Origin of the sequence: Akkermansia sp. AE01SA01 (genome assembly GCF_036417395.1) — a bacterium.
GTDB lineage: Bacteria > Verrucomicrobiota > Verrucomicrobiia > Verrucomicrobiales > Akkermansiaceae > Akkermansia.
Genome location: NZ_CP143890.1, coordinates 1,688,694 through 1,712,731, shown reverse-complemented (window position 1 = coordinate 1,712,731; position 24,038 = coordinate 1,688,694). Strand labels below are relative to the sequence as shown.

The 24,038-nt window shown below is 57.9% G+C and carries 14 protein-coding genes and 1 tRNA gene; 7 read left to right on the top strand and 8 right to left on the bottom strand.

Going from position 1 to position 24,038, the window contains the following annotated elements; all coding sequences use genetic code 11:
- Window positions 1-67 precede the first annotated feature (67 nt).
- On the top strand, window positions 68-3,649 hold the full coding sequence (locus tag V3C19_RS06935; protein WP_295933448.1) for a bifunctional proline dehydrogenase/L-glutamate gamma-semialdehyde dehydrogenase: 3,582 nt from the start codon (window positions 68-70) through the stop codon (window positions 3,647-3,649).
- 141 nt (window positions 3,650-3,790) lie between these two features.
- Here the strand turns inward: V3C19_RS06935 and V3C19_RS06930 are convergent, their stop codons facing one another.
- Both V3C19_RS06930 and purD read right to left on the bottom strand, forming a co-directional pair.
- Window positions 3,791-4,318, bottom strand: coding sequence for a DUF1287 domain-containing protein (locus tag V3C19_RS06930; RefSeq protein WP_343196539.1), 528 nt, complete (start codon window positions 4,316-4,318; stop codon window positions 3,791-3,793).
- Between the two features lie 92 nt (window positions 4,319-4,410).
- Window positions 4,411-5,667 carry a phosphoribosylamine--glycine ligase gene (gene purD, locus V3C19_RS06925; RefSeq protein WP_295933451.1) on the bottom strand — a complete coding sequence of 419 codons (1,257 nt, stop codon included), beginning with the start codon at window positions 5,665-5,667 and terminating at the stop codon, window positions 4,411-4,413.
- 258 nt (window positions 5,668-5,925) lie between these two features.
- Between purD and V3C19_RS06920 the strand changes: the two genes are divergently transcribed.
- The gene (locus V3C19_RS06920) at window positions 5,926-7,905 is read left to right on the top strand and encodes a DUF2207 domain-containing protein (RefSeq protein ID WP_295933453.1); all 1,980 of its coding nucleotides are present in this window, start codon (window positions 5,926-5,928) and stop codon (window positions 7,903-7,905) included.
- Window positions 7,906-7,913: 8 nt separating this feature from the next.
- Here the strand turns inward: V3C19_RS06920 and V3C19_RS06915 are convergent, their stop codons facing one another.
- Complete coding sequence (locus V3C19_RS06915; RefSeq protein WP_295933455.1) at window positions 7,914-8,237, bottom strand: YbjQ family protein; 324 nt, start codon at window positions 8,235-8,237, stop codon at window positions 7,914-7,916.
- A 728-nt stretch (window positions 8,238-8,965) separates the two neighbouring features.
- Between V3C19_RS06915 and V3C19_RS06910 the strand changes: the two genes are divergently transcribed.
- The 5 genes from V3C19_RS06910 (at window position 8,966) to V3C19_RS06890 (ending at window position 17,573) form a co-directional block, all read left to right on the top strand.
- Window positions 8,966-10,375 (top strand): hypothetical protein, encoded by a 1,410-nt coding sequence (locus V3C19_RS06910; RefSeq protein ID WP_295933457.1) that lies wholly within the window; start codon window positions 8,966-8,968, stop codon window positions 10,373-10,375.
- The gene (locus V3C19_RS06905) at window positions 10,269-14,852 is read left to right on the top strand and encodes an RHS repeat-associated core domain-containing protein (protein ID WP_295933460.1); all 4,584 of its coding nucleotides are present in this window, start codon (window positions 10,269-10,271) and stop codon (window positions 14,850-14,852) included. The genes V3C19_RS06910 and V3C19_RS06905 overlap by 107 nt, the downstream gene beginning before the upstream one ends.
- Window positions 14,849-15,313, top strand: a complete 465-nt coding sequence (locus tag V3C19_RS06900) for a hypothetical protein (RefSeq protein WP_295933463.1) — start codon at window positions 14,849-14,851, stop codon at window positions 15,311-15,313. The genes V3C19_RS06905 and V3C19_RS06900 overlap by 4 nt, the downstream gene beginning before the upstream one ends.
- A gap of 68 nt (window positions 15,314-15,381) precedes the next feature.
- Window positions 15,382-16,908 (top strand): RHS repeat-associated core domain-containing protein, encoded by a 1,527-nt coding sequence (locus V3C19_RS06895; protein WP_295933466.1) that lies wholly within the window; start codon window positions 15,382-15,384, stop codon window positions 16,906-16,908.
- Between the two features lie 14 nt (window positions 16,909-16,922).
- A complete protein-coding gene (locus V3C19_RS06890) occupies window positions 16,923-17,573 on the top strand; it encodes an IS1595 family transposase (protein WP_330937046.1) in 651 nt (216 codons plus the stop codon).
- A 433-nt stretch (window positions 17,574-18,006) separates the two neighbouring features.
- Here V3C19_RS06890 and V3C19_RS06885 read toward each other — a convergent pair whose 3' ends face one another.
- From V3C19_RS06885 to metH, 5 genes are all read right to left on the bottom strand, one after another.
- Window positions 18,007-18,297 carry a hypothetical protein gene (locus tag V3C19_RS06885; protein WP_295932582.1) on the bottom strand — a complete coding sequence of 97 codons (291 nt, stop codon included), beginning with the start codon at window positions 18,295-18,297 and terminating at the stop codon, window positions 18,007-18,009.
- Window positions 18,298-18,389: 92 nt separating this feature from the next.
- Window positions 18,390-18,464: transfer RNA gene (locus V3C19_RS06880), tRNA-Gln, on the bottom strand.
- A 92-nt stretch (window positions 18,465-18,556) separates the two neighbouring features.
- Window positions 18,557-19,060, bottom strand: coding sequence for a threonine/serine exporter family protein (locus tag V3C19_RS06875; protein ID WP_067574136.1), 504 nt, complete (start codon window positions 19,058-19,060; stop codon window positions 18,557-18,559).
- A complete protein-coding gene (locus V3C19_RS06870) occupies window positions 19,057-19,833 on the bottom strand; it encodes a threonine/serine exporter family protein (RefSeq protein WP_067574138.1) in 777 nt (258 codons plus the stop codon). The genes V3C19_RS06875 and V3C19_RS06870 overlap by 4 nt, the downstream gene beginning before the upstream one ends.
- A gap of 32 nt (window positions 19,834-19,865) precedes the next feature.
- Window positions 19,866-23,627: a methionine synthase gene (gene metH, locus V3C19_RS06865; RefSeq protein WP_295932585.1), complete on the bottom strand. Its 3,762-nt coding sequence runs from the start codon at window positions 23,625-23,627 to the stop codon at window positions 19,866-19,868.
- Window positions 23,628-24,038: the final 411 nt, after the last annotated feature.

The following is a 24,038-nucleotide window of genomic DNA, read 5'->3' as shown; positions in this document are numbered from 1 at the left end:
GCTACAGGAAGGGGGCCGGCAAATTGGCTTGATTTTGCACATGGAACGGGCTAGTCTGCGGACCGTTATGACAGATTCCTCCATTCCGGACATGATGGCGGCGGCGCGCCGTGACAAATGGACCGACCAGCAGCTGGCAACCAAGGCGGTTGAATTGGCTGAATCCATTCTCAGACAGGCCAATGCCGGGATGCGCAGACATGAAAAGAAACAGGCGGAGCAATTGGAACGGATGATGGACGATCCCGCGGGCAAGGCGTTCACCCTGGCCCTGGCGGACCGCGTATTCCGCCCCGCTTCCCCCGCCCGCGGCGCGGAGCTGTTCCGCTACCTGCTGGACGGCTACGGCGTGCCCAAATACCTGTCCGGCATGGACCGCCTGGCCATGAAGGTGGGGGACAGGCTGTCCGTGCAGTTTCCGGGCGTGGTGATGCCCATGATCACCAGCCAGTTGAGGAAGGAGAGCTCCAACGTGATTCTTCCGGCGGAGGACAGGAAGCTGCGCCCCCATCTGCGCCGCAGGCGCAAGGCCGGCATCCGGATGAACATCAATCAGCTTGGCGAAGCCATCTTGGGCGAATCGGAAGCCCACCACCGCCTCCAGCAGGTGGTGGACCGCCTGGGGGACAAGGACTGCGACTATATTTCCGTCAAGATTTCCGCCATTTTCAGCCAGATCCATCTGGTGGCCTTTGAAGAAACGGTCAAGCTGATTCAGGAGCGGCTGCGCATTCTTTACCGCGCGGCCATCACGAATGCGGTCACGCTGCCGGACGGCTCTAAAAAGCCCAAATTCGTGAATCTGGACATGGAGGAATACCAGGACCTTCACCTGACAGCGGAGGCGTTCAAGCGCACGCTGATGGAGGAGGAGTTCATGCATCTGGAAGCCGGAATCGTCCTCCAGGCCTATCTGCCGGATTCCTGGGAGGAACAGATGAAGCTGTGCGCCTGGGCGAAGGAGCGCGTGGAGCAGGGGGGCGCCCGCATCAAGATACGCCTGGTGAAAGGGGCCAACCTGGCCATGGAAAAAGTGGAGGCCTCCATGCACGACTGGGCGCAGGCCCCGTACGGAACGAAAGCCCAGGTGGACGCCAACTACAAGCGCATGCTGCATTACGGCTGCATGCCGGAAAACGCCAGGTACGTCCAGTTCGGCGTGGCCTCCCACAACCTGTTTGACCTGTGCTACGCCATGCTCCTGCGGGAGCGCGAGGGCGTGAAGGACTACGTGGAGTTTGAAATGCTGGAAGGGATGGCCAACCACCAGGCGCGCGTGATCAGGGAATCCGCGGACGGCCTGCTGCTGTACGCTCCCGTGGTGCTGAAGGAGGACTTCCACAGCGCCATTGCCTATCTGGTGCGCCGTCTGGACGAGAACACCAGCGAGGAGAATTTCCTGCACGACCTCTTCGGCATGGCGCCGGGCTCCCGTACCTGGGACATCCAGAAAAGGCGCTTCCTGAAAGCCTGCCAGGAGAAGGACAGCGTCAAGTACGGTCCCAACCGCACGCAGAACCGTGCCACGGATCCCGTGGAGCCCACCCATTACCGGGACGCCTTTGCCAACGAGCGTGACACGGACTGGTCCCTGCGGCAGAATTCCGAATGGATCAACGGCCTGATTGCCGCGGAAAAGGAAAAATCCGGGGAGGAAATTCCCCTGGTCATCAACGGTGAGCAGATCACGACCAACCTGTGGGGCGTGGGCCGCGACCCGTCCCGGCACAACGAGGTCTCCTACAAGTTCGCCTATGCGGACTTCGACCGGGTTGAACATGCCCTGGACACGGCCGACAAGGCGCGGACTTCCTGGGCGGCCAGAAGCGCCGGTGAGCGTGCGGAAATCCTGCACAACGCCGCGCGGGAACTCTCCGTCATCCGCGGGGAGGCCATCGCCGCCATGGTCAGGGATGCGGGCAAGGCGCCCACGGAAGCGGACGTGGAAGTGAGTGAAGCCATTGACTTCTGCCGTTATTATGCGGAAGGCCTGGACCGGGACGGCATGAATGACGGGGTGGAAATGACTCCGCTGGGTACCGTTTGCGTGATGTCCCCGTGGAACTTCCCCTTTGCCATTCCCACTGGAGGCGTAGCCGCCGCGCTGATGGCCGGGAACACGGTGGTCTTCAAGCCGTCCGAGCTGGCCGTCTATACGGCCTGGCAGATTGTCCAGGCATTCTGGCGCGCGGGAGTGCCGAAGGAAGTTCTCCAGTTCGTGCCCATGCCGCGCAATGAAATATCCCACAAATTCCTGACGGACCCGCGTCTGCACGGCGTGATCATGACGGGCTCCTACCGCACCGGAAAAATGCTGCGGGAACTGCGTCCGGACCTGGCCGTTCTGGCGGAAACCAGCGGTAAGGACGCCATGGTCATCACCGCCACGGCGGACCCGGACCAGGCCGTGAAAGACCTGGTGAAAAGCGCCTTCGGCCATTCCGGGCAGAAGTGCTCCGCCGCCAGCCTGGCCATCGTGGAGGCTTCCGTCTATGACAACCCCGCCTTCCTGCGCCAGTTGAAGGACGCCGCCGCCAGCCTGAAGGTGGGGGGCTCCTGGGAGGTCAACTCCGTGGTCACGCCGCTTATCAAGGAACCGGAAGGCAATCTGTTGCGGGCGCTCACCCAGTTGGAGCCCGGAGAGGAATGGCTGCTGAAGCCGGAGCAGTCGGAAGACAACCCGTGCCTGTGGTCGCCCGGCATCCGCCTGGGCGTGAAGCCGGGAAGCTGGTTCCACCAGACGGAATGCTTCGGCCCGGTGCTGGGTATCATCCGCGCGGAAAATCTGGAAGAAGCCATCGACATTCAGAACGACTCCGAATTCGGCCTGACCGGGGGCCTGCAATCCCTGGATGAACGGGAAATAGCCCTGTGGAAGAGCAAGGTGCAGGTGGGCAACGCCTACATCAACCGCGTCATCACCGGGGCCATCGTCCGCCGCCAGCCCTTCGGCGGCTGGAAACACTCCTCCATGGGCCCCGGCTCCAAGGCCGGAGGGCCCAACTACCTGACCATGCTCGGGCGGTGGTCGGAAAAGGAACTTCCCCAGAAACTGCGGACTCCCGGCGAACGCATCGCCGGACTGGTGGAAAAACTGTGTTCCGAACTGCCGGACTGCGCCAAGCGCATCCGTTCCGCCGCGGGCTCCCAGGCCAAGTGGTGGATGGAGGAATTCGGCGTGGAACATGACCCCTCCCGCGTTTACGGGGAAAACAACACGTTCCGCTACGTTCCCGTGAAGGGAATCCTGGTCCGGACGGAAGGCATGGCGGACGACGATGTGGCCATCCTGCTGCTGGGCGCCAAACTGTGCGGCGTGGAACTGCACCTCAGCGTGGAGGAAGGGCGCCCGTGGATTCAGAAGATGAACGGTTATTACGCCTCCCTGGCCGTGGAAACGGAATCGGAGCTCATCGACCGCCTGCCGGAAATAGCCGGAGGCGTGCAATTCCTGCGCGCGAAGGGCATTTCAAACGCCCTGTTTGACGCAGCACGCGTCCGGGAACTGGAAGTTCTGGACCGTCCCGTGCTGGCCAACGGCCGCCTGGAACTGCTCGGCTTCTTCCGGGAACAGGCCGTCTCCGAGACAGTGCACCGTTACGGCAATATCATTCCTCCGCCGGACAGTTTCAAGGGAGCTACGGCTTAAAACAATACCGTGCGTTTTCGCCGCTCCGGAGGATATTTCTCCGGGCCCGGAATATCCGCGGAATATCGTCTTGAAAACGAGGCGGGGAGTATGGGCTCCCCGCCTCGTTTACTAACGGGTTTTTGAATGTCGTTCCGCGTGTCAGCGTTTCAGCACCGGGCGGTAATGTCCGGTGATGGTGAAGGAAAACAGGCAGTCTTCCTCCTGCGTGCCGCTGCCGATGTTGTGGATGATCAGCGGCGTGCCTTGCTCCGTCTTCTTGTCGGAAACGATGCCGATGTGGGGAACGCCCCCTGCGTCCAGGTTCCACGTGACGAGGTCGCCGGGCAGGTAATCCGCCGCCGTCTTCGTGACGGGCACGGACCATCCCTTGCGGGTAAAGAAGGTGCGCAGGTTGGGCACCCGGCGGTGGTCGATGCTGCGGTCCGTGCCCTTCAGGCCCCACAGGTTCGGATACCTGGAAAAATTGGCCTTCATGTCCTCGTGCACTGCTTTCTGGAGGTCCAGGCCGAATGCCCGCAGGGCGCGGATAACCACGTCCGTGCATACGCCCGTGTCCTTGGGAACATCCCCGTTGGGGTAGGGGATGACCTGGTAGGAACCGTCGTAGGAGGTGGTCACCCCTATCTGTTCGCGCGCCTTGGCGGCCAGCGCGGCGTTGTCCGCCATCAGGAACGCGGAACAGGAGAGGAACAGGAAAGAGAGAGCGGCGGCAAACTTCATAGGTCGTTGTTGAGAGAGTTGCGGAAGTGTGCGGAAGGTCAGACAAAGCTGGCAAAGCCGATGTCCGGCCTGCGCTGCAAGCCGTCGAAGCTCACCTTCTTCGTTTCGTTATGAGCGCGCTGGCGCGCCTCGGAAAGGGTTTCTCCTTGCGCCACTACGGCCAGCACGCGGCCGCCGTTGGTTTCATAGCAGTTCCTGTCTCCGTTCCAACGGGTGCCGGCGTGATAGACGGAGGCGTTCGCCACGTCGTCCAGGCCGCTGATGGCGTCCCCGGAATGGGATGATTCCGGATACCCTTTGGAAGCCAGAACGCAGCAGACGCTCCAGCCGTTCTTAAAGGAGATTTCCTCCGGCGTGAATTCCCCCTTGGCGCCGTGCATGCAGAAGGAAGCCAGATCGCCGGAAAGCAGGGGCATCACGGCCTGGCATTCCGGATCGCCGAAGCGGCAGTTGTACTCAATGACCTTGGGGCCGTTCGGGGTCAGCATCAGCCCGAAGTACAGGAAGCCGCGGTAGGGAAGGCCGTCTTTCTTCAGTCCGGCTACGGTCGGGGCCACGATTTCCTTCTCAATGCGTTCCAGCATTTCAGGCTCTACCAGCTGGCGGGATGCCACGGCGCCCATGCCGCCCGTATTGGGGCCGGCGTCGCCTTCCTTGAGGCGTTTGTAATCCCGCGCCGGGCACAGGATCAGGTAATGGTCGTCCACCAGGGCGCCGAAGATGGAAACCTCCGGTCCGGTTAAAAACTCTTCCACCAGGAGGCGGCCTTCTCCAAAGCGCCTGTCCGTGAACACCTCTTTCAGGAAGGCATCCGCTTCCTCGCGGCACATGCACACGGCCACGCCCTTGCCTGCGGCCAGCCCGTCAAACTTCAGAACGGTAGGATAAACGCCGCGGATGAATTCCTGGGCCTCTTCCAGCGTGGCGGCCACGCGGGCCTGCCCGGTGGGAATCCGGTGGCGCAGCAGGAACTCCTTGGCGAATTCCTTGCTGGCTTCCAGCTGGGCGCTTTCCTTGACCGGCCCCCAGCATGGAATCCCGACCTTGGCGCAGGCGTTGGCCAGCCCTTCGTCCTTCACCAGGTAGCTTTCTTCCCCGGCTACGCACAGGTCCACCTTATTGGAAACCATCCAGTCGATCAGCGTAGGCAGATCCCTGGCGGGAATGGACTCGGCCAGGCGGTTGATGGCGTCGCTGCCCGGGAAGCAATACATTTCCGGAGCGGACGGAGATTCCTTCAGTGCCTTGACCAGCGCGTGTTCACGCCCACCTTTTCCAATGACGGCAATTTTCATACGCACATGAGTATGCAGGCGCGGAGTGAATTTGCCAAGCTGAAATGAATGGAGAAACAGACCGTTTGAGGGCATGTCCGCCAGGGGCCGTGGTTCTCCCGTTTGTGCGGTAATTTCATGAAAACAGCACGGGAAAAATCCCCGCCGTGTTTTTTTACGCGATGTTCCATGCACTTCCAATCTTGCCGGGCGGGACTCCTTCTGTTTTAATGACAGCGGTTTTCCCTTGCCGTCTGCGGGGAGGCCGGAAAAAGGGAAATGATGAATGCCGCATTCCACATCAGTCATGCCGGGATACGCCGGATGGCGGGAGCCTGCCTGCCGCTTTTTCTCGTGTTCCTGGCGGTTTGCGGAGGAATGCGGGCGGCCGGAGCCTCCTGGGAGGTGCGCGGGTATGATGTGGAAATGAGGGTTTCCCGGAATGCAGGCGTTTCCGTAACGGAGCGCATCTCCGTCTTCTTCAGCGAATACAGCCACGGCCTGTACCGCACCATCCCCACGGCCCTGCGCATGAAGCGCATCGTCAACGGACGGGAAAAGGAATACCTGTACCGCCTCCGGGTGGAGGACGTCAGGGTACAGGGAAGCGGCTTCTCCTGCCAAAGACAGCAGGATGAGGGCAGAAGCCTTCTGATACGGGCGGGAAACCCGGACCGGTTGCAGAAGGGCGATGCCGAATATGTGCTTTCCTACACGGTGCAAATGCCCGATGACCTGGTGGAGGAATACGACGAATTCCGTTACAATATCATCGGTACGGACTGGGAGGTTCCTTTGAACGGCGTGCGCTTTTCCATTGCCTTTGACAAGCCTGCCGACTTGTCCGGCTTCCGGATGTACCGGGGAACCTATGGAAGCAGGGATGAACGTGGAATTGACTATGAAATCTCCGGCAATGCCGTTCGCGGCACGGTGGACGGCAGGCTGGGGGCGCATGAGGGGTTAACGGCTTATGTGCGTCTGCCGGAAGGGTATTTTGAAGGCGCTCCCAAGCCCCCTTCCTTCCTGATTTCCGTCTTTGCCGCCGTGTGTGCCGGTCTGGCCGCCGGGGCTGTCTTCCTGATGTTCCAGACCTTCCGGACCGGAAGAAATCACAAAAGGGAAACGGGGAATCCCTTTCCTGTTCCTCCGGAACTGGACAGTGCCTCCCTGGCGTTTGCATGGGGAGGCGTTCCGCGCAACAGGCTGCTTCTTTCTCTGGTTCTCTGGCTGGTCTCCAAGGGATGCATGAAGGTGAAGGAAGAGGATGGGACCGTTTCCGTGCGCCTGATGAAGGGTGCGCATCATCTGCCGCCGCATGCGCGCACGTTCCTGCACGGCCTGTTCGCATCCGGCAAGGGAAACTGGGTGCCCCTGGGCCTCTTCCGGCCCGGTTTTTCCCGCGTGCTGGAGAAATCCTTTCAACAGCTTGAAAACGGATTCCAGGGAGAACGCCGTCTCGGGAACGGACTGGGCGGCCGCATGGCGCTGATGGCTTTTGCCATTTCCCTGGCGGCCTCCGCCGCCATCAGCCTGGCAGGCTGGCATCATTCGTTCATGGTCCATTTTGGCGCCGTCATGGGCGGCACGATCGTGCTGGGCTTTTTGGGAACGGGAATGATTTATACATCAGGCAGGCACTCGGGGAGGGGGCTGTGGATCAGGGTTGTCCTTCCCGTTCTCTGCATGGCCGGGCTGCTGTTCGGCGTGGCGGCGGCCTTCCGCCTTCTGGCTGATGCGGTGATGGTGAACTTATATTATGATGCGTGGCTGTGGATTTGCCTCGGTTCCGTTTGCACCGCGTTTCTGGCTCTGGCGCTTGCCTGTAAGGAATCCGCCTACAAAAGAAAAACGGCGGCGGAGGCCTCGGAACTGCTGGCCTTCATGAAAAACGCGGAACCGGACCGGCTCCGGCGGCTGGCGGAGACAAACCCCGGCTATTTCTGGTCCCTGCTTCCGTATGCATACGCATGGGGCGTGGATGACAAGTGGATTCAGAAATTCAAGACTTTGGAAATGCCTGTCCCGGAATGGCATCAGGGCGGGATGAACGCTGAAAATCCGGTGTTTTACGCCGTTGCGTGGAGCCTGTCCTGCCATTTGAACATGTTCCTTCTGTCCTTGCCTTCGGGACCGGGAAGCGGCATGTCTCCCTGGGATGCCGGCTCTTCATCCTCCTTTTCCGGCAGGGGAGGGGCCTCCGGAGGCGGAGGATTCAGCGGAGGGGGATTCGGGGGCGGAGGAGGCGGTTCGTGGTAAAAGCCGGATCACGGCTCCGGACGCAGGACGACGGCCGTGCCGTAAGCCAGCAATTCGCTGAGGCCCTGGCCGATTTCACTGCTGGCAAAACGCAGTCCGATGACGGCATTGGCCCCCATGGCCTGTGCGTTCTCCTGCATCCGCTCAATGGCCAGGGCGCGGGTATCGTTCATGAGCTGGGAATACTGCGTGATCTCTCCGCCTACCAGGGTTTTCAGGCTTGCCATGATATCGGAGCCCACATGGCGGGCCTTGACGACGTTTCCGGTCACGTGGCCCAGAACCTTCTCAATGGATTGGCCGGGCGTTGTTTCGAGAGTGCTGACATACATGAAGCATATCTCTGGCAAAACGGCAGGGAATTCAAGAAAATAAGTGAAGGAAGAAAATCCGTTTCCATAGACGATACGGTCGCTTCACCGTCCCGGCAGTGGACGTATTTTTCGTAAAAGGTTTGCAGAAAGATAATCGAACATAAGATTCCCTTCTTCTTGGGCGGGTACTTTTTGGTATTCGTTCTTTTTTGACTTAGCGGGCCAAAGCTTCCCCCACCCGCGAGCCTTTGAGATAATCATCCGGTGGACTTGCGTTCAGAGATTGGAGGGGCCTTGTGCGCCCCATCAAGTCCAGTACCTCCGTATAATAATATGTGGGCACATTGAGGGGAGTGACTGAAGGAATACAGCACGGATTTTTCGGCCGGCTCCTGTTGCCTCCGCCACATTGCATTCAATTACAAGATATATAGTACCAAAGAGATAAAACAAACCACATGTATCATGAAAATCAAAGATACGTTCCCTTTGAATCCATGATCCCCCGTCAGGACAGGTTTGCCGTATTGATTTTATGCAGTATGATGGTGCAGATTAAATTTTTACAAAAATTTATAACAGATGGATTTGGAGAGAGCTTGAATTAAAAAAACAAAAAAATATTATTTTTCTAAAGAAAAGGATTGTTTCCTTCTTGCCTGCCTGTTACAAGGAGGATGCTATCGAAGATTTGTTGCCATCGAACTTGTCTCCGGCATTTATTCATTCCCCAACTACCCAAACCCATGAATATTTCCCGCAAAAACAGCTTCGCCCCCAGGCGCTCGCTTGGCTTTACCGTCGCCCCCTACCGGCCCGTGAACCAAGATGCCACCCCCGCCACACGCGCGGGCGGCGGAGACATGATCGAGCTCTCCTACTCCCACGGCAAGCCCTCCACATCTGCCGACGTGATGACGCCCATCCGCCGCGCGTTTGAGCTGGCGGAACAACCGGGCGGCGGTAAATACGCAGTCACGGCCTCCGGGCGTGTGGATGACTCGGTGAGCGTGAAGGTGGACGGCACCAGGAAGAACTCCAAGTCCGGCTCGGTTCACAATTTCTCCCTGACCTTTGAAAATCTCTCCCCGGGTCTGCACTGTCTGCACGTCAAGCACAACAACATCAATTACTATCCGGAACCCACCGGCAACATTTCGCTCATCGACGGCACGGTGGGGCCTTGCCCGCCGGTAACGATCATTCCAGGAGAGAACGACAAGGACGAGTGCGAATGCCCCTGCGGATTTGACGACGAGGACGATGGTGGAGGAGGCTCCTCCTCTTCCTCCTCCCGATCCTCTTCCCGTACGGGGCTGCCGCTGCGCCTGGCCTCTTCTTCCTCCGGCGGCTCCTCCTCGGCGGGGCGTAGTGTGGTGCGCGCCGCCACTCTGCAATACATGCGCTGGGGAACATCCTTCGGCGTCTTTCGTGGCATGGGCGGCATACCGCGCGGACGTTTGGAAATGACAGGATATGACGGCTATGACGCCTCCCTGCTGACGCCCGCGGCCCTGGCCTACCGCCACCCGGCGGCTTCTGCCGTGCTCGTGCCGGAAGGGGGCATTGTGCCCAACGCCATGTTCCGCGTGTACGAAGGGGGCGGCTACTTCAACTACGTGTGCGACGCCGAGGGGATGGAAGCCTTCGGCGTGGGGGCCACTTCCTCCGATACCAGGCGGGTCCAGTTCGTCACGGCATTGAGCCGGGAGGAAAGTGTCGTCACCACATTGGATATGGCCGGCTACCTGCGCGTAGCGAAAACCGACGGCTCCGCCGTTTTCTACAACTTGACCACGGGAGAATTTGAGGGTTTTATTTCCGCCAAAAACTCCCTGCTCACCGCGCAACAGGCGGAAAGCTATCTGGCCGTGCTGCGGCAAGAGGACGGCACCCTGCGCCAGCTCTGGAACCTGTGGGACGGGCATCGACGAGACGACGGGGCTCTACACCGTCACGGGCGACCCGTTCAAGAGCTTTGCCATCGGCGGAGACGCGACGGCGCAAACCGTCACCATCACCGAACGAGACTGGACATTGCCAGCCTCCGTGGAACCTCTTGTTGCCACGTGGACGTATGCCAAGGGCCAGTGGAGTCTGGCTCTCGGCGAAGGGAGCGAAGCCATCGCCACCACCAAAGAGCGCATCAAGCTTGAGGAGGAGGGCAGCTACCGTATCCTCACCACCGTCAGCAAGGGGGAGGCCACCGCCTCCATCACGGCGGAAGACTACCTCTCGCACCCCGTGGGCGAACTGCTTCTCTCCCGCACGGAAGGGTACGGCACCCCGGAAGCCCGGACCACCGCCTATGAGTATGACGATGCGGGGCGCCTCATCGCCGTCACTGCGCCCGACGGAGGCAAAACCACCTACCTCCATGACGACGCCAACCGCGTCGTCGTCACCACGACCCCGTGGGCGGGCGGAAAATCCCGGCTGGTGCAGACCACATATCTGGACGACGGCAGCGAATACAGCAACGAGCCCAAAAAAGTGGAAGAGAACGTGGTGCTGGTCTCCGGCAGCGTCAAGCTGCTGCGCCGCGACGTGTATACCTACAGTACCGCCGACCACGTCAAGCGCGTGGAAAAGCGCAGTACCGCTAACGGCGTCACCCGTCTGGAAGTCACGGAAACCTGGCAGGGAAGCGCGGAAAATGCCTATGCCCGGGGGCGCACGCGCATGACCCAGGGGGCCGACGGCGTCCAGACCTGGTACGACTACGCCTCCGCGACCGACCACGGCGCGCTCTACCATGTCACGGCGGAAACCCGCGTGGCGGGGGCCGCCGTCCCCGGCCAATCCACGCGCAACGTCAGCTATATCACGGCGGAAGGCAACACCGTGCGGGAGGAACATCACCTCATGGACAGCGAGGGGACGTGGAGGCTTCTTGCCGCCGCCGACTACGAATTTGACGAGCAGAACCGCTGGATCAAACGAACGCGCAGCAACGGGCGCGTCACCACGCGCGCCTACATGTGCAGCGGCGACCTGCTGAGTGAAACGGATGAAAACGGCGTCACCACCACCTACGGCTACGACAGCGCGCGGCAGCTGGTGGAAGTCATCCGCAGCGCGGTGACGGACGGGGAAACCGTCATCACTCCCGAGACCATCACGAGCTACATGAGGGACGCCCAGGGGAGAGTCCTCCAAACCCGCACGGACACGGGAGCCATGACGACCGTGGAGAGCACGGAATACGACCTGCTGGGCCGGGTGACGAGCCAAACGGACGCTCTGGGCCGAACGACCACGTATGCCTACAGCGCCGGCGGACTGACGACGACCGTGACCACGCCGTCCGGAGCCACGCTCATCACCCGCCGCCATCCCGACGGCAGCGTGCTGGAAGAGCATGGCACGGGGCAAAGGCATCTGATTTACCAGACGGACTTCTTCAGCGACGGCATCCGGCAAACCGTTCTGATCCCCGCGTTACAAGAGGGAGAAGCCGACATCATCGTCAGCCGCCAGATCACCGACGGCTTCGGCCAGAGCATCCGCACGGCCCAGGCCACGACGGAGGCCGATACGTTCATCTACGACCGCCAGACATACAACACCAAGGGGCAGCTTGTCCGAAGCGGCAGGGACACGGGAACGGAAGAAGGCGCCCTTTCCATGGCCCCGACCTTGTTCGCCTACGACTCCTTCAGCAACGTGGTGAAAGAAACCCTGCTGCTGGATGCCGAATCTCCGGATAATCCGGCCAAAAACCCCATCACCGCTTATGCCTACGCCATCGAACAACGCGACGACGGCATCTACCGAATCACAACCACGACAAAAAACAACAACGCCGGAACTACCTACACGGAAAGTACGGCGGTTCTCCTTACGGAAAGCGCGGTCATCGAACAAAAGACCGTCGCCACTGATCCTCGCGGCAACACTGCCACGACGTGGACAGAATACGGCACGGGTTCCCAAAGAACGCAGAAAAACGTCCTCCCCACCTCCAACATCACGGCGACGGCCACAGTCATCGACGGCTTCACCACCGTGCAGACGGACCATGCGGGCGTTACGACCGCGCAAACGCGCGCCTTCACGGCCACGGGCATCACGCTGACCCAAACCGACGGACGAGGAAACGCCACCACGACGAAGACCGACATCGCCGGGCGCACCATTTCCGTCACCGACGCGGCGGGCAACACAACCACCACCGCTTACAGCCCCTGCTGTGACAACCCGGCCACGGTGACCGACGCCCTTGGGAACACGGTTCATTCCAAGTACGACGCCCGGGGCCGAAAGATTGCCGAATGGGGCACGGCCATCCAGCCCGCGCTCTTTGCCTACGACGCCGCCGACCGAATGACCTCCCTCACCACCTTCCGCGCGGATGCGGGCGACATCACGACCGACCCGAGCGAGCGCACCGACGGCGACACGACCAATTGGGAGTACCACGATGCCACGGGGTTACTCCTGAAGAAAACCTACGCCGACGGCACCCATGAGGACACCACCTACAACGCCCTGAACCTGAAAGCCACCCTGACCGACCCCCGGAGCACGGTCACCACCAGCACCTACGAAACGGCCCGAGGCCTGCTGACGGGCGAGACCTACAGCGACGCCACTCCCGCGCGAAGCTACGCCTACAACCACCTGGGACTGACGACCCAGATCGTGGACGGTTCCGGCACGCGCACCATCGCGTACACCACGTACAACGAACCGGAAAGCGAAAGCCTGCTGGGCGACGGCAAAACCCACCTGATCTCCGAACTACGCGACACCTACGGGCGCAGCACGGGTTACACGTACGCCAAGGCGGGGAACGTCCAGCAAACAACCAGCATCGGTTATGGAACGGACGGGCGCATCGCCACGACAGGCTTCCTGCACGGCGGAACATTGAAGGCCTTTACCTACGGGTATCTGGAAAACAGCCGTCTGCCGGAAAGCCTCTCCATGCCCAACACCATGACGCTGACCCGGGCCTACGAGGAAAAGCGCGACCTGGTCACGGCCATGACCTACAAGCGCGCGACAACCACCGTGGTCAGCCGGGGCTACACGTACGATGCGCTCGCCCGCCCCGTCACCCGTACCACGGCCCGGCAGAAAACCACCCGCAACGATGCCTTCACCTACAACAGCCGCAGTGAACTTGCTGCCGCCACCCTGGGAACGGACGGCTACGGCTATGACTACGACAACATCGGCAACCGCAAGACGGCGCAGGAACTGGCCGAGGAACTCACCTACGCCTCCAACAACCTGAACCAATACACCAGCATCGCCCGCTCCACTCTCAACTCTTCCCCCTCCACTCTGGAAGCCCCCTTCGTGCCGACGTACGACGCCAACGGCAACCAGACAAGGGTGAAAACCGCCACGGGCATTTGGACGGTACAATATGACGCCAACAACAGGCCGGTGAGTTTCACGAAGACCGAGGCAGAAAGCACGACCGTAGTCGAATGCGGCTACGATTACCAGGGTCGAAGATACATGAAGAAAGTCACCACCAACGGCACGGTGACGCTGCACCACCGCTACATCTACCGGGGCTATCTGCAAATCGCTTGCTGCGACCTGACGCGTGGTGCCCACCCGTGCCTGTGGCTGATCACCTGGGACCCAGCGGAAGGAGAAGCCACGCGCCCGCTGGCCCTCCAGAAAGACGGCACGTGGTACACCTACGGCCTTGACATCACCAAGAACGTGTGGGAACTCTTCGGTTCCAGCGGCTACATCCGCACGGCCTACGATTATATGCCCTACGGCGGCGTCACGGAGGAAGGAGACGTTACTCAGCCAGTTCAATGGAGCAGCGAAATGTACGATAATGAACTCGCCCTAGTCTATTACAACTACCGTTATTACAATCCAGCAGACGGCAGGTGGATCAATAGGGATCCTATCGGTGAAAAAGGGGGAAGGAACCTCTACAAATTTCTTTTTAATAATGGAATTTATTCGATAGATCTCCAGGGATTTGATAACTACGTAATTGGAGACTCACAGGAGCCCCAAATGTCATTCGACGAAGATTACGTTTATGATCCAAATGAAAAAGCTAGTTTAGGCGATCATTGGAATTGGAATGTATGGGGAGCGAAAGCCTCTGCTGCGCAAACTTTTAGAAATGATTTAAAAGATGCTGTTGAAGCGTATTTACATTATCGTCATGGCAACGGAAGTGATCTTAATATAGCCTATTTTAAGGCTTATCGAGAGGATGATAATATTCGTTCTGGCGTTAACAAAGACATTGCTGAAGCACAAAAAGATGCAGAAAAGCTTTGGGATGGTAAAATCAAGTCTTTTAATATTACGGGACAAGCTGTTCGACTGGGTAATCCTTCTACGGAAAACTGGCAAAAAACAGTTGGGCAACATTGGATATGGGGACACGCGAAAGTCGAAACTTGTATTGATGGGGATCCTAATAAATTTGCAATGACGATAACAATACATGAAAAGGATAGATATAACTTCAACCGTGGTGCATTGGATATAGCTACAAATACTCCCGATGAAATAAATGGAAGGTTTGCTGTATTAGGATGGGCTCATTCATTTTTCACAAATGGTACTGTGGTTCGTCATGTAACTTGGACAAAAGGTAATATTGCTGGGTCAACCACAAATAATGATCCCCCTCGATGATAAAAAAACTCCATATTGCAAGTTTTGTTTTCTCTATGGGCATACTAGTTATGGGATGTGATAAAGAAAAATTTAGTAAGGATAAATGTGAAAATTTTAGAACCACTATCAACCCAATCGAAAAGCATCTCCTTCATTTACCCAAGATTAAGTCTGTTAAATGGAAGGTTCAAACATTTGGCAATGATGCTCGATGGATAAGCGTACCTGGTCCAAGCAATTATAGGATAAAGGGATATGCAAAGTTTGAGATTGATGAATTGGAAGAAGTAATTTCAAAATTTGAAGATTTTATTGATGATGCGCCATATGTTGACTTCCCTTACTCAGAAAATGAGGAAAAATACAACTGGAAATGTTCTCAATTATTTACTGAAATGGTTAAGCCGAAATTGCTCATAGGTTCTGTGTGGGTTTGTGTCGAGAAAGGACTCATTTACTTTGATCTAGAAGGAGAATAAATGATCGGTGAAAAAATAGCTTCAGTTACGGGTACCAGGAAAACAGCCGTCTGCCGGAAAGCCTCTCCATGCCCAACAACATGACGCTGACCCGGGCCTACGAGGGAAAACGCGACCTGGTCACCTCCATGACCTACAAGCGCGCGACAACCACCGTGGTCAACCGGGGCTACACGTACGATGCGCTCGCCCGCCCCGTTACCCGAACCACGGCCCGGCAGAAAACCACCCGTAACGACGCCTTCACCTACAACAGCCGCAGCGAACTTGTCGCCGCCACCCTGGGAACTGCCCCCTACGGCTATGGCTACGACAACATCGGCAACCGCAAGACGGCGCAGGAACTGGCCGACGAACTCACCTATGCGGCCAACCAACTCAACCAGTACGCGAGCATCACGAAGGGAGAAGAGGCCCCCTTCGTGCCGACTTATGACGCCAACGGCAATCAGACATCGGTAAAGACCGCCACGGGCATTTGGACGGTACAATATGACGCCAACAATCGCCCGGTGATCTTCACGAAGACCGAGGCAGAAAGCACGACGGTGGTTGAATGCGGCTACGATTCCATGGGTCGAAGATACATGAAGAAAATGACGGTGAACGGCACGGTAACGCTTCACCATCGCTACATCTACCGTGGCTACTTGCAAATCGCCTGCTGCGACCTGAAGCGAAGCGCCCACCCTGTGTTGTGGTTGATCACTTGGGACCCTGCGGAACCGATGGCGACACGTCCATTGGCTATCCAAAAGGACGGTACATGGTACTGCTACGGCCTCGACATCACCAAGAACATGTGGGAACTCTTCGGCTCCAGCGGCTATATCCGCACGGCCTACGATTATACGCCCTACGGCGGCGTCACGGAAGAAGGAGACGTTGCCCAGCCCGTTCAATGGAGCAGCGAAATGTACGATGCTGAGCTGGCGTTGGTCTATTATAACTTCCGCCATTACAACCCGATGGATGGCAGGTGGATCAACAGGGATCCTATTCTTAAAAGCGGAACCATTAACCTCTATTCATATGTGGGGAATAATGCAATAATTTTTACTGACAGATTGGGTTTAACTATTGATATGAAGATCACTTACGATACACTATCTAATATCTGGTCTACTTATGGTGTATATGCATACACGGGTGATGCTAATCGAAAGGAGGTGCCACATCCTAAAGAGGAGGGCAACGACGACTTTGAAAAGAAATTGGAAAAAGGATTGTGTTGTTCTAAGGTTAGTAAGGCTAAAAAGCTTAAAATCAGTGTTACAACTGTTCTGCCATCAGATTGGGGGAACCCAACACTTATTAATAACATGATGACTGCCTTTTCTCGTGCGGGCTACAATTCCACAATCCAACATGAATTCAGAAGAAGAAGTGTGTATACTAAAGCCAATCGCGCATTTCTCGCGCCCGCAGAAGAATCAGGGAAAGAAGTTACAAAATGTGGCTGGATTTGCCGCAAATCCGAAGCTGAGTCTGAAAAAGCTCTTTCTGATTATTTAGATGGTGTAAGAGCCGAAGCTAAACGTAATTATCTTATATATAGGCTCAAGAGTACTTTAGCGTCATGCATGGAGATGTAATTTATTCTCTATGAGTGCGCAATAGATATATTTTTCGTTCCCATATTTCAGAGAAGAAGTTTAGAGAACTTATTCGTTTGTTTTCTCTTGATATTGAGGCCTCAAAAATATCAGTTTTCACAGGCATCAGTCGCAAAACAATCAATAAAATACTTCATGCCATCAGAGTAAGACTTGCCGAGCTATGTGAAGAGCAAGCCATTTTCTCGCAAGGAGTCTTTGAATGTGATGAGAGCTATTTTGGAGCCAGGCGCATTAGAGGTAAAAGAGGTCGGGGAGCAGCCGGTAAAATCATTGTTTTTGGCATCTATGAAAGATACACGGGAAGAGTTTATACATGTATCGCGCCCAACGTAAAAAGTCAGACACTAATTGAGATTATACGGAAGAAGATTCCCTTGAACTCGACAATCTATACCGATGGATTCCGTAGTTATTTGCCTCTTGCTCGATATGGATACCTCAAGCATGAAAGTATTGATCATGGCAAAAACGAATGGGCTCGGAATCAAATCCATGTGAATGGTATTGAAGGTTTTTGGGGCGTGTCAAAGACAAGGATGAGCAAGTTTAGAGGGCTCAGAGTATCTTTATTTTCTCTTCATCTCAAAGAATCTGAATACAGATTTAATCATCGACATGAAAATCTCTACCACTCATTTTAACGAACCTTCGGAAAACTCCGCTAAAGTACTCTTGAACCTATTAGAATCTATTGTCTAATGGCTATCGCTCAAAGCAGGTGTGAGAAGAAAGCCTTTGGAAATCTGAAAGAAAACCTGGATTTGACACTTTCCCAATAACCAGCAATAACTGATAAATATACGCCAATAGAAAATTCTTAAGTTACCGTGACCTTTTCTCTCGCTTCTTGTTGCGCTTCTGTTTTGATGGTGCGAAGAGTGCGGCGAGCAGGTCTTTGGTGGTGCGGGTGAGGTTGGCCCCGGAGGCGGCGGAGAGGGAAAGCGCGCCGTAGCCGGAAAGGACGGCGGGAGAAGGCTCCTGCGACGCCTGCGGCGCGGACGAGGGCGGTCAGGTTGTTGAAGTGGGCGTCCCAGTCCATTTCCTTCTTTTGGGCCAGGTGCTCGTATTCCTTTTTTAACGAACGGGTGATGGCCCCGACGTCAATGAGGGGCGGGCATAGTTGTCTGCAAAGACGCGCTGGCCCGTGAAGAGGCTGGCCAGGTAGTTGAGGCCCTCCCCGGCCAGGGGGATGGAGGTGAGGTCGCCCAGCAGGGCGGTGGCCCTGTACTTCCTCCATTTCTTTTCCTCCTCCTCGTCTTCCTCCTGCCCCTTGAGCCAGGCGATGAACCAAGCCAGCAGCGACGAGGCGACGCCGAGGGAGAGCCAGGACTGGACGGCGTAGAGTCCGTCTTCCACTGTGCTCAAGTGAGAGTAGGTGGGTGACTTTAATTATATGGGCCGGAGATAGTTAAAACAGAAAAAGGCCGTCTCTCCGGAGACGGCCTTTTTGTTAAAGGTGGTAGCCCCACCAGGACTCGAACCTAGAAATACTGAACCAAAATCAGGTGTGTTACCAATTACACTATGGGGCTGTAGAAAAGGGCATTGCTGCCTTTGCGGGGCGTAGTTAATCACAGCGGGCCAGTTCTGGCAAGAGAAAAATGGGTCCCTCCGCGTTTGTATTTCAATTCCGGGGCCTGATGATGCGGGTATAGTTCAGCCTCTTGAACATCAGCAGGGGAATGGCTATGCCAATGACCAGGGAGAAGATGATGAAGAAGGCGGTGATGCCGTTTTTGCAGATATCCACGATCAGCCTGTTCATGGTTTCCATGTCCTGGTTTTCCTGCATGAACTGCATCAGGGCCAGAATGGTCTTGTAGGCATACACGCCGGGAATCATCGGCAGAAGGGAGGGGAAGGCGAAGATTTCCGCGGGGCATTTCACCAGCTTGGCCGTCAGCACGCCCAGCATGCCTATGGTGAAAGCGGCTATGAAGGTAGCGCTGGAGATGTCGATGGACCAGGAGTGCATCATATAGAAGCGGAAGGCGTGGCCGACGGCCGCGAGCAGGGCGGAGACGGCGATCGCCCGCTTGGGGGGATTGGAAATGACGGCAAAGCCCGTAGCCGCTATGGCGGCCATCAGGCCGTCCCAGAGGATGGAGGAGAAGAAGTCCGGATTCATAAGCTGTTCACCCCCAGAATAAGCATGGTTGCGGAAAGGCCGATGGTGATGCAGGTGATCATCATGATGGAATGGACGCCCCGGGAAATCCCCATCAGGATGTGGCCGTGCATCAGGTCCATGATGGAGTTGATCATTTGCACGCCGGGAACCAGGAACAGAACGCTCGTGGCCAGCGCGATCTGGGGCGTCTCCCCGAACTGGAAGATGACGGCGCAGGCCGCCGCCATAGAGGCCGTGAACGCGGACAGGATGACCACGCCCAGGGGATTGAATTTCAGCCGGGAGAATTGCTGCTTTGCCAGAAAGCCCAGCAGGGTGGCGCCGAAGACGGTCAGCATGGCCCAGATGTCCCCGTTGAACAGGCGGCAGAAGGCGGCATTGCCCACGCTGACCAGGAGAAGATCCGTCCAGGGGGAAAAGCGTTTTGTCGCCGCAATGGACCGGAAGGCCCTCTCCATTTCTTCAATGCTGACGTTGTTGTCTACGGGAAGCCAGCTCAGTTCACTGAGCTGCTGGATCAGGTTCAGGTTGAAGGCCAGCGGTTTCAGTTTCCTGACGGAAGTCCGGCGCAGATTCTCGTCATCCGTGCTGATGAGGCTCATGGTGATGTTGCGCTGGAAGATGGTCATGTCCGCCGCGTACCCGTAGGCGGCGGCAATGCGGGAGATGTTGCGCACGGCCCGGTTGGTGTGCACCCCGGCGCCCATGAGCGTGGTGGCGTATTCCAGCAGGAACTCGGACAGGGCCTGAATCTGGTCTGTATGGGGCATTGGCTGGAGGAGCAAGGAAAGAAAGGGGCGGGTCAGGAATGGGCCTGCTGTTTTCTGGCGGCGTAGTCCCGCTGCTGGTCCCCGTCCGTGGCCCCTACGGAGAAGTAGGAGCTTTCCGGGTGGGAGAATACCAGCGCACAGACGGCGGAAACGGGCTGCATCATCCATGTTTCCGTCAGGCTCATGCCCGCCTCTTCTCCGGCATGGAGCAGGCGGAACACGGTTTCCTTTTCCTGATGGTCCGGCTGGCTGGGGTAGCCGCAGGCCGGGCGCACTCCCGTTCCGGCGGGTATGCCCCACAGCACGCGCAGTTTTTCATGGGCGGCCCCGGCAAAGGCTTCCACCAGCCGGTCCGCCAGGGAACTGACCAGAAGGGCGCGGTAGGAATCATTCCTGGCTTCCCATTCCTGCGCCCATCGCCTGGCTCCGTGGATGCTGACGGCCATGGCCCCGATGTAGTCCTTCACCCCTTCCGGGGCAATGAAGTCCGCCAGGGCCAGACGCTTCCTTCCCTGGGCGTTCAACTGCTGCCGCTGGGTCAGCAGGGTGGCCTGCGGCATGGTTCTGGATTCATCCGTCCAGACGGTGATGTCGTCATGGTTGGGAGCGGAATTGGCCGGGAAGATGCCGATGACGCCGCGGGCCTGGTAGCGGTTTTCCTTGACGGCCTGTTCCAGCAGGTCGCGGGCGTCCTTGTACAGGGCCGCGGCAGCGTCCGCCTTGGCCGGGTCCTTGGTGCGGAATTCCTGCCGGGAGTCGCTCCAGACGCCGTGCAGTTCCCAGGCATGGAAGAAGGGTGTCCAGTCGATGCGGCCGACCAGTTCCTGAATGGTCACGTAATACCGGGGATCGTCGCTGCAGCAGCCGCAGCTGACTGGACTGTGCAGGCTGCCGATGGAAACGGGCCCCAGACGCTCCGGCACGGGCGGCGCATAGCCGCCGTCCGCGCCCCGCCAGCGCAGTTCCCGTGCTTCCTCCAGGGAGAGGAAGTCCTTCGAAGGCTTGTTTTCATGGCTGGTGCGCAGTTCCTCCTGCCGTTCCTTGACGGCGGAAATGTAGGAATCCTTTTTTTCTCCCACCAGGGCCGCCGCGGCGGGCACCACCTGGGAGGCGTCGACGGTATGGACCACGGGCCCCTCGTAATGGGGGGCGATCTTCAGCGCCGTGTGCAGGGCGGACGTGGTGGCGCCCCCCACCATCAGGGGAACGGTCATGCCGCGGCGCTGCATTTCCGCCGCCACGTGGGACATTTCCTCCAGGGAAGGGGTGATGAGGCCGGAAAGCATCACCAGGTCCGCATTTTCCTGCTCCGCGCGGTCCAGAATCGTGTCGCAATGGACCATCACGCCCAAGTCCACTACTTCAAAGCCGTTGCAGCCCAGAACCACTCCGACGATGTTCTTGCCGATGTCATGCACGTCCCCCTTCACGGTGGCGATCACGGCCTTGCCCGTTTTGGAAGATCCTTTCCTGTCCGCCTCAATGTACGGGGTCAGCCATGCCACGGCCTGCTTCATCACACGGGCGCTCTTCACCACCTGGGGCAGGAACATCTTTCCGTCGCCAAACAGTTCCCCCACCACCTTCATGCCGTCCATCAGCGGGCCTTCAATTACCTTCAGGGGGGAACCCAGTTCCTTGAACGCCTCCTCCGTATCCGCGTCCACAAACTCGGTGATCCCTTTGACCAGGGCGTGTTCCAGCCTCCCGGTCACGGGCTGTTCCCGCCAGGCCAGCACGGGTTTCCTTTCCGCGCCCGCCTGCGCTTTTTCTGCGGCCAGCTTCTCCGCGTAATCTGTCAGGCGTTCCGTGGCGTCCGGCCTCCTGTTCAGCAGAACGTCTTCGATCAGCTCCAGCCTTTCCCCGGGAATGTTGTCGTACACCTCCAGCATGCCGGCGTTCACGATGCTCATGTCCAGCCCCTGCCGGGTGGCATGGTACAGGAAGGCGGAATGCATGGCCTCCCGTACCGGGTTGTTGCCCCGGAACGCAAAGGAAACGTTGGAAATGCCGCCGGAAATGTGGGTATGGGGCAGGTGGGTGGAAATCCAGCCCGCCGCCTTGAAGAAATCCAGGGCGTAATTGGCGTGTTCCGGAATGCCCGTGCCGACGGTCAGCACGTTGGGGTCAAAGATGATGTCCTCCTCCGGGAACTGCACCCGGTTCACCAGCAGGTCATAGGCCCGCTGCGCGATGCGGACGCGGTCCTCGTAATTGGCGGCTTGTCCTTCCTCGTCAAAGGCCATCACGACGACCGCCGCCCCGTACCTTTTGATCAGGGCGGCCTTCCTCAGGAATTCCTCCTCCCCTTCCTTCAGGGAAATGGAGTTGACGATGCCCTTGCCCTGCATGCATTGCAGCCCGGCTTCCAGCACCTCCCATTTGGAGGAATCCACCATGAAGGGGACTTTGGCGATGTCCGGCTCCGCGGAAACCAGGTTCAGGAAACGGACCATGGCCTCCCGGCCTTCAATCAGACCGTCGTCAAAGCAGAAATCCAGCACCAGCGCGCCGTTTTCCACCTGCTGGCGCGCGATGGAAACCGCCTCCTCATAGTTCCCCTCCCGGATCAGGCGGGCGAATTTGGGGGAACCCGCCACGTTGCAGCGCTCCCCGACAAAAAGGGTGTTTTTTTCACGGGTATGGTTATAGGCCTCATACCCGGACAGGCGCAGGGCGGGGGACTGGGCGGCAGGAATGCGGGGGGGAAGCCCCTCCACGGCCCGGGCGATGGCGCCGATGTGTTCAGGAGTGGTGCCGCAGCAGCCGCCCACAATATTCAGGATGCCCAGGGAGGCATACTCCTTCATGAATGCCGCCATGTCTTCCGGAAGCTGGTCGTAGCCCGTGGGGCTGAGCGGGTTGGGAAGCCCCGCGTTGGCGTAAATGGAAACATAGCAGTCCGCAAGCCCGGCGATTTCCTCGGCAAAGGGGCGCATCAAATCCGCACCCAGGGCGCAGTTGATGCCCACGGAGAAGGGCCGGACGTGGCGGATGGAATTCCAGAACGCCTCAATCGTCTGGCCGGACAGGGTGCGCCCCGCCTTGTCCGTCAGCGTTACGGACACCATCACCGGAACGGCGGCGTTCGGCTGTTCATCGAACACCTCTTCCATGGCGAACAGGGCCGCCTTGGCGTTCAGCGTATCGAAAACCGTTTCCAGCAGAATCAGGTCCACCCCGCCTTCCAGCATGGCCAGCACCTGTTCCCGGTAGGCTTGCCTGAGCTGGTTGAAATTCACGGACCGGAAGCCCGGATCATTCACGTCAGGAGACAGGGAGCAGGTGACGGGCATGGGGCCGATGGACCCGGCCACGAAACGGGGCCGGCCGTCGCGCGCCTCCGCCTCGTCGCAGGCCCGGCGGGCCAGGGAAACGGCAGCCAGGTTCATGTCCCGCACCAGGGATTTTAAAACGGGGGAATCCACCACTTGCTGGAAGTAGGATTGGTCCTTGCGCTTCCCCTCTTCCGGATGATGCCAGAAATAGTCGTGCTGCCCAATGCTGGTCGCTCCAAAGGAACAGGTTTCAATGATATCCGCACGGCCCGTATCCAGAAAGCGGCGGTGCACGTCCAGAATCACCTCCGGCCTGGTCAGCACGAGAAGGTCGTTGTTGTTCTTCAGGTCGTTGGGATACAATTCCGTATCCGCGAAGCGCGCTCCCCGGTAATCCTCCTCCTTCAGCTTGAACTTCTGGATATTGGTGCCCATGGCGCCGTCCAGGATCACAATCCTTTTGCGCAGTTGATCTTTGAGATAATCAAGACGTTTGAGTCGGGATGCTTTGGTCATAAGCGGGCGCGGAAAATCTACAGCCCGTATCCTCCGTGAACAAGAATAATTGGCGTCACCCTTTTCGGTACGGGCGCGTATCGGAAAAATGCCTTGGCGAGTGAATTTCTTGAGGTACAGGTACTGGATAAAGGCATGTCCGGAATTGCCGTGCATCCCGCACCTCGCCAGGGCACGGAAAGCCGCCGCACTATCATCATAAAGTCCGGCGACGGAAAAGCGTGCATGAGCCGGTACGCGGGCGAAAAGTGATCGGGAAAACGTATTCTTGTTTCAGCACGGGGATGTGGAAAGCCGGGAAAGGATTTTAACGTGATTCAGGACGTATAGCTTTGATTGTCTGCAAGTTTTTATTGGGAAGGATGACGTGCGGAAAAAGAGAAGTGTTAATAGAATGTATATAATATGTGA

What these genes read in the sequence shown, in the direction of transcription:
- V3C19_RS06935 (WP_295933448.1), top strand. Translation starts at nt 68, where the DNA reads ATGACAGATTCCTCCATTCCGGACATGATGGCGGCGGCGCGCCGTGAC.
- V3C19_RS06930 (WP_343196539.1), bottom strand. Translation starts at nt 4,318, where the DNA reads ATGGCGGACAACGCCGCGCTGGCCGCCAAGGCGCGCGAACAGATAGGG.
- purD (WP_295933451.1), bottom strand. Translation starts at nt 5,667, where the DNA reads ATGAAAATTGCCGTCATTGGAAAAGGTGGGCGTGAACACGCGCTGGTC.
- V3C19_RS06920 (WP_295933453.1), top strand. Translation starts at nt 5,926, where the DNA reads ATGATGAATGCCGCATTCCACATCAGTCATGCCGGGATACGCCGGATG.
- V3C19_RS06915 (WP_295933455.1), bottom strand. Translation starts at nt 8,237, where the DNA reads ATGTATGTCAGCACTCTCGAAACAACGCCCGGCCAATCCATTGAGAAG.
- V3C19_RS06910 (WP_295933457.1), top strand. Translation starts at nt 8,966, where the DNA reads ATGAATATTTCCCGCAAAAACAGCTTCGCCCCCAGGCGCTCGCTTGGC.
- V3C19_RS06900 (WP_295933463.1), top strand. Translation starts at nt 14,849, where the DNA reads ATGATAAAAAAACTCCATATTGCAAGTTTTGTTTTCTCTATGGGCATA.
- V3C19_RS06895 (WP_295933466.1), top strand. Translation starts at nt 15,382, where the DNA reads ATGCCCAACAACATGACGCTGACCCGGGCCTACGAGGGAAAACGCGAC.
- V3C19_RS06875 (WP_067574136.1), bottom strand. Translation starts at nt 19,060, where the DNA reads ATGAATCCGGACTTCTTCTCCTCCATCCTCTGGGACGGCCTGATGGCC.
- V3C19_RS06870 (WP_067574138.1), bottom strand. Translation starts at nt 19,833, where the DNA reads ATGCCCCATACAGACCAGATTCAGGCCCTGTCCGAGTTCCTGCTGGAA.
- metH (WP_295932585.1), bottom strand. Translation starts at nt 23,627, where the DNA reads ATGACCAAAGCATCCCGACTCAAACGTCTTGATTATCTCAAAGATCAA.